The sequence below is a fragment of the Streptomyces sp. UNOB3_S3 genome, from assembly GCF_020740895.1.
Classification (GTDB): Bacteria; Actinomycetota; Actinomycetes; order Streptomycetales; family Streptomycetaceae; genus Streptomyces.
On record NZ_JAILXP010000403.1, the window covers coordinates 1 to 6,203 of the forward strand.

Annotated in this window: 4 protein-coding genes and 1 pseudogene; all 5 read right to left on the minus strand. The window is 72.7% G+C overall.

Going from position 1 to position 6,203, the window contains the following annotated elements:
• Window positions 1-200 (minus strand): annotated as a pseudogene (locus K6I33_RS30095) (hypothetical protein); the annotation flags it as partial.
• Window positions 185-1,315, minus strand: coding sequence for a ParA family protein (locus K6I33_RS30100; protein WP_229357711.1), 1,131 nt, complete (start codon window positions 1,313-1,315; stop codon window positions 185-187). The pseudogene K6I33_RS30095 and the gene K6I33_RS30100, both read right to left, overlap by 16 nt.
• A gap of 322 nt (window positions 1,316-1,637) precedes the next feature.
• Window positions 1,638-2,753 carry an alanine dehydrogenase gene (gene ald / locus K6I33_RS30105; protein ID WP_229357713.1) on the minus strand — a complete coding sequence of 372 codons (1,116 nt, stop codon included), beginning with the start codon at window positions 2,751-2,753 and terminating at the stop codon, window positions 1,638-1,640.
• A 193-nt stretch (window positions 2,754-2,946) separates the two neighbouring features.
• A complete protein-coding gene (locus K6I33_RS30110; protein WP_374286124.1) occupies window positions 2,947-5,124 on the minus strand; it encodes a tetratricopeptide repeat protein in 2,178 nt (725 codons plus the stop codon).
• 274 nt (window positions 5,125-5,398) lie between these two features.
• A complete protein-coding gene (locus K6I33_RS30115) occupies window positions 5,399-6,046 on the minus strand; it encodes an NUDIX hydrolase (RefSeq protein ID WP_229357712.1) in 648 nt (215 codons plus the stop codon).
• Window positions 6,047-6,203 lie beyond the last annotated feature (157 nt).

Consider the following 6,203-nt stretch of genomic DNA (forward strand, 5'->3'; position numbering starts at 1 on the left):
GGCACGGCGGGGCTACGGCCCTCGGGGACGGCGGCGGCCGTCTTGCCCGGCCGCTCGCCGTCGGGCGCGTCACCCGGACCCGGCACCCTCGGCGGCGTCTCGCCGTTCGCCTTGCGGCGCGGGGAGGAGGACTGGAGCCCCATCCCGCCGGTGGTGCGGAACAGTTCGTCGGCGCCGGGCAGGCTCACTCGGCGTGACAACGGGCGAGCACCTCCCTGGCCAGCTGGCGGTACGCGGCGGCACCCACGGAGTTGGACGCGTAGGTGGTGATGGGCTCGCCCGCGACCGTGGTCTCGGGGAAGCGGACCGTACGGCCGATGACCGTGTGGTAGACGTGGTCGTCGAACGCCTCGACCACCCGCGCGAGGACCTCGCGGCTGTGCACGGTGCGCGAGTCGTACATCGTGGCGAGGATGCCGTCGAGCTCCAGCTCCGGGTTGAGCCGCTCCTGGACCTTCTCGATGGTCTCGGTCAGCAGGGCGACACCGCGCAGCGCGAAGAACTCGCACTCCAGGGGGACGATCACCTTGTGAGCGGCCGTCAGGGCGTTGACGGTGAGCAGGCCCAGCGAGGGCTGACAGTCGATCACGATGTAGTCGTAGTCGGCCATCAGGGGCTTCAGGGCCCGCTGGAGGGTGGACTCGCGGGCCACCTCGCTGACCAGCTGGACCTCGGCCGCTGACAAATCGATATTGCTGGGCAGCAGGTCCATGTTGGGGACCGCCGTCTTCAGCAGGACCTCGTCGGCCTGCATGCCCCGCTCCATGAGCAGGTTGTAGACCGTCAGGTCCAGCTCCATCGGGTTGACTCCGAGGCCCACGGAGAGCGCGCCCTGCGGGTCGAAGTCGACGAGGAGCACCCGGCGGCCGTACTCCGCGAGCGCGGCGCCCAGATTGATGGTCGAGGTGGTCTTGCCGACCCCGCCCTTCTGGTTGCACATGGCAATGATCTTGGCCGGGCCGTGGTCGGCCAGCGGTCCGGGGATCGGGAAGTACGGCAGGGGACGCCCGGTGGGGCCGATGCGCTCACGGCGCTGGCGGGCGGCGTCCGGCGCGAGGGTGGCCGCGTACTCGGGGTCGGGCTCGTACTCCGCGTCGGGGTCGTAGAAGTGCCCCTCGGGCACGTTCTCGTAGTCGGCGAGACGGGTGGACTCCGCCCCGTCGCCGGCCATGGCGTTCATGTGGTGACCGTCCATGCTCTGGTGGGCTGTCGTCATGCTCTGGATGTCCTGGTGCGCTGCGAGTGCTGAGTAGGTGTGGACAGCGACGGAGCCGACAGCGTGGAGTCCCACGGGACTCTGGCCCAGCGCAGACATTCCTGGGTGACCACCCCCGGGAGCAAATGTCGACTCATTCACAAGTCGTCCTACCTCCTTGGTGACCAGGAAACATCTAGATACGTCAGCGTGGCACCATGCCGACGGTTGGCGACTCTATGGCGTGTCGGCGGTCCGCAGCAACACAATCCGCCGGAGACGGCACGATGTGTCGGCAATCGAACACCCTTCTGTCAAGGGTGTACGGCGGATAACCCGGAAGAATCACGGGCGGGTCAAACCATGGCGAAACGCCCCGGCCGGGCCTTGCTGTGCAAGGCCCGGCCGGGTATGAGCTCTTCGCCGATCGGCTGCTTCCGGGTCAGCCGAGCAGGGTGTTCAGTTCGACGTGCGGCAGTCCGTGCGCCTCGGCGACCGGGCCGTAAACGACCTGACCCTCATGGGTGTTGAGACCCTTGGCCAGCGCGGCGTCGCGGCGGAGCGCCTCCTGCCAGCCGCGGTTCGCCAGCTCCACGATGTAGGGCAGCGTGGCGTTGGTGAGCGCGTAGGTGGAGGTGTTCGGCACCGCGCCCGGCATGTTGGCGACGCAGTAGAAGACCGAGTCGTGGACCTGGAAGGTCGGCTCGGCGTGGGTGGTGGGACGGGAGTCCTCGAAGCAGCCGCCCTGGTCGATCGCAATGTCGACAAGTACACTTCCGGGCTTCATCTTGGCGACGAGCTCGTTGGTGACCAGCTTGGGGGCCTTGGCACCCGGGATGAGGACGGCGCCGATGACGAGGTCGGCCTCGACAACGGCCTTCTCCAGCTCGTAGGCGTTGGAGACGACGGTCTGCACCTTGGTGCCGAAGACCTTGTCGGCCTCGCGGAGCTTGTTGATGTCGCGGTCGAGCAGGGTCACGTGGAAGCCCATGCCGACGGCGATCTGGGCGGCGTTCCAGCCGGAGACGCCGGCGCCGATGACGACGGCCTTGCCGGCGTGGGTGCCCGGGACGCCGCCCGGCAGCACGCCGCGGCCGCCGACCGAGCGCATCAGGTGGTAGGCGCCGACCTGCGGGGCCAGCCGGCCCGCGACCTCGGACATCGGGGCGAGCAGCGGCAGCGCGCGGTTGGCGAGCTCGACCGTCTCGTAGGCGATGGCGGTGGTACCGGACTGCAGCAGGGCGTCCGTGCACTCGCGCGAGGCGGCCAGGTGGAGGTAGGTGAAGAGGGTCTGGCCCTTGCGGAGGCGGTGGTACTCCTCGGCGATGGGCTCCTTGACCTTCAGCAGCAGGTCGGCCGTGGCCCAGACCTCGTCGGCCGAGTCCAGGATGGCCGCGCCGGCCCCGACGTACTCGGCGTCGGTGATGGAGGAGCCGAGACCGGCCCCCTTCTCGACGAAGACCTGGTGGCCGTTGCGCACCAGCTCGAGCACGCCCGCGGGGGTGATGGCCACGCGGAATTCGTTGTTCTTGACCTCGCGGGGGATGCCGACCTTCACGTCGATCACGGTCCTTGAATCAGAGAATGACAGGCTAATCCTGATATGCCGGGCACACCAGAACAGACCGCGTCGAACGCGGCCCAGCCAGTCTATTGAAGGATTGCGCGTTGTCTAGCCTTGCAATGCACCAATCTTTGCGCGATGCGCCACTGATTTCTTAGGTAGAAGATCCGTTACCCTGCGGTACCCCCTACTGGACCCCCGGTGGCTCCACCCCCTCGGCAGAATCCCCCGGTCCGCCCGGTCCGCCCGGTCCACCCGGGGAACCGGGCGCGCCCGGCCCGTCCAGCAGCCGCTCCGCACAGCCCCGGTGCCGCAGCGCCCCCGCCGCGTCACCCAGCCGCTCCAGGGTCTCCGCCAGCCGCAGCCGCAGCGCCGCCTCCAAGCGGGCGTCCCCGGCCGCCTGCGCGGACTCCACCGCCTCCAGCGCGGTACGCGCCGCCTCGCGCGGCCGGGCCATGTGCTCCTGCGCCCACGCGGCCTCGCCCAGCGCCCGGGCGTGCCCGGCGTGGTCGCGCAGCCTGCGGTGGGCGGCGGCCGCCGCGCGCCAGTCGCGCAGGGCCTCCGGCCACTGGCCCGCGTAGCCGTGGACCGTGCCCAGCCGCCCGTACAGCCGCGCCTCGTCGGCCAGCTCCCCTCTCGTCAGCCGCAGCTCCAGGCCGCGCCGGTACCAGTCGGCGGCCCGCTGGAAGTCGCCCAGCTCCTGGTGCGCGGCCCCGATGGACTCCAGCGCCCGGCTGGTGGCGTACGGGTCCCCGGCCTCGCGCGCCGACGCCAGCGCCTGGCGGTAGCGGTCCAGCGCCTCCGGCGTCCGGCCGGCCCGGGCGTCCAGATCGCCGAGGTTCAGCAGCGCCGCGGCCTTCTCCAGCGGCATCTCGCAGCGCCGGGCCACGTCGAGGACGAGCTGGTGCAGCCCGTACAGCTCGGGCGCCGCCGCCTCCGGCCCCAGATGGGCCGTCAGGGCCCGGGTCAGCGCGGAGACCAGCCGCCGGGCCAGGGTGTCCAGCCGGCCGTCCTCCACCGCCAGCCGGGCCGCCGCGAGCAGCGCGGGCAGCCGGGCCAGCAGCCACTCCTCGGCGGCGCGGCGGGAGGGGAAGCGCAGCGGCCGGGGCAGCTGCTCGATCCTGCGGCGGACCGCCGGATCGTTCCGCTCCGTGGTGGCACGGCAGGAGTACAGCCGGCGGACGGTCCGCTCCAGCATCCGCGCCCGGGCCAGCTCGATCTCGCCGGGCCGCTCCTGGGCGTGCAGCAGCGTGCCGAGCAGGGGCGCCAGGCAGCTCGGCACCCGGTACTGCGGGGGCAGTCCGTCCGGGCCCTCCCCGGGGGTCTCGAGGCGCAGCAGGCCCCGGGCGGTCAGGTCCTCCAGCGCGGACTGGGCGGTGGTCAGGGAGGTGCCCACGAGCGCGGAGGCGGTGTGGGCGTCGGCCAGCCCGGCGGGGGCCAGCGCGAGCAGGTGGAGCAGCCGGGCGGTGGGCGTGGGCAGGGCCTCGTAGGCCAGCCAGAAGGCCCGTGCCAGCAGCCGGCCGCCCTTCTCGTGGCCGTCGGCGGGCGGCAGCTCGCGCAGCCGCTTGGCCGCGTCGACGACCGTCGTCTTGGGCTGGGCGGCGAGCCAGCCGCCGACGAGCACCAGCGCGGCGGGCTGGCCGCCGCACTCCTCGACGACCGTCTTCGCCGCCACCGGGTCGCAGGTGATCCGGGTGGGGCCGGCGAACCACTCCAGCAGTTCGACGGCCGCCGGGGTGTCCAGGCCGCCCAGCGCGCAGGGCCGGACGTCCGGCACACCGGTCAGCGGGCCCCGCGAGACGGCCACGACAAGGCACTCGGGCTCGTCGGGCAGCAGCGGGTCCACCTGTTCGGCGCCCGCCGCGTCGTCCAGGACGAGCAGCACCCGCCGCCCGTTGAGGGCGTCGCGCAGGGCCTGGGTGAGCTCGTCCTCCTCGGCGCCCGCCGGTACGGGCGCGCCGAGCTCGGCGAGCAGGGCGCGCGCGGTCCGCTCGGTGGGCACGGGCGCCCCGTCGGCGCCCGTCAGCCGGGCGCGCAGTACTCCGTCCGGGTAGTCCGCGGCGAGCTGCCGGGCGAGCTCCTCGGCGAGGGCGGTCCGGCCGGAACCGGGCCGTCCGGCGATGAGCAGCACCCGGCCGCGCGGCTTCTTGCGGCCCGAGAGGGTGTCGAGGCCCGCGCGCACGATGTCGGCGCGCAGCTCCTTGAGCTCGCGCTGCCGGCCCACGAACAGCTCGGTGCGCTGGGCCTCGAACGAGGATGTACGGGTGAGCCGCTGACGGGGGCTCACCACGGGGGCGGGGCCGGGAGGCCGCCGCTCGGGCGGGACCACTGCCGGTCCGCCGGTCTCCACCGTCCGCTCCGCCACGGGTCCACTCCCTTCCCCTGCCCGCGGTGGGAGACCCCCGACCCGCGCGCACGGGAACCTGCTGCACGCTCAACCCCCGCCGCGGCCGCGGTGGGGGACGCGTCGAGCCTAGTTCACCACCCACCGCACTCCGGGTAACGCGGTAGCGCGTTGCTGAAGATCACCTATTCGGGTTGCATGATGGTCGGACCGCGCGGCCCGTCCCGACGGTCGGACCGACGGCCCGTCAGGCCCCGCGTCAGGCCCTGTGCCAGGCCCCGGGTCAGGCCCCGCGTCAGGCCTCGAAGGGGCGGGCCGGCCAAGGAGCGTCGGCCGGGCGCAGCGCCTCCAGGCCGTCGCCCGCGAGCGCGGCCATGACCGACAGGACGCCGACGACCAGGCAGTTGTTGTGCAGCTCGCCCTTGAGGACGCCGCGCGCCAGCAGTGCCAGCGGGATCCGCGCGATCTGCATGTCGAGCTCCTCGTGCTCGACGGCGAAGCGCTCGCCCTCGGCGGCGGAGATCCCGCGCGCCAGGAAGATCCGCACGGCCTCGTCGCAGCCGCCCGGCGTGGTGTAGACGTCGGTCAGCACCCGCCAGTCCTCGGCCTTGACGTGGGCCTCCTCGTAGAGCTCGCGCTGCGCGGCGTGCAGCGGGTTCTCCCCGGGGACGTCCAGCAGGCCGGCCGGGATCTCCCACAGCCGCTGCCGGACCGGGTGGCGGTACTGGTTGAGGACCAGCACCCGGTCCTGCTCGTCGAGGGCGAGGACGGCGACCGAGCCGGGGTGCACCTGGTAGTCGCGCTTGGCCGGGGAGCCGTCGGGCATCACGACCGTGTCCGTGCGGACACTGGTCTTGTTGCCGGTGAACGGCGTCTCGCTGGCGGTGACCCGCCATTCCTCGGCGGTGTCCTTGATGGGCTCGTCGACGGCCTCGTGCGCCATGGGTTACGTCCTCCAGAAATACGGAAACCGGGGTGAGCGCCTCCGGGCGGAGGCGCTCACCCCGGTCAACCGTATAGGCCCTCGTGGGGGCCGTTATGGATCAGCCCTGCTGCTGGCGCTCGACGGCCGCCTTCACCAGGCCCGCGAAGAGCGGGTG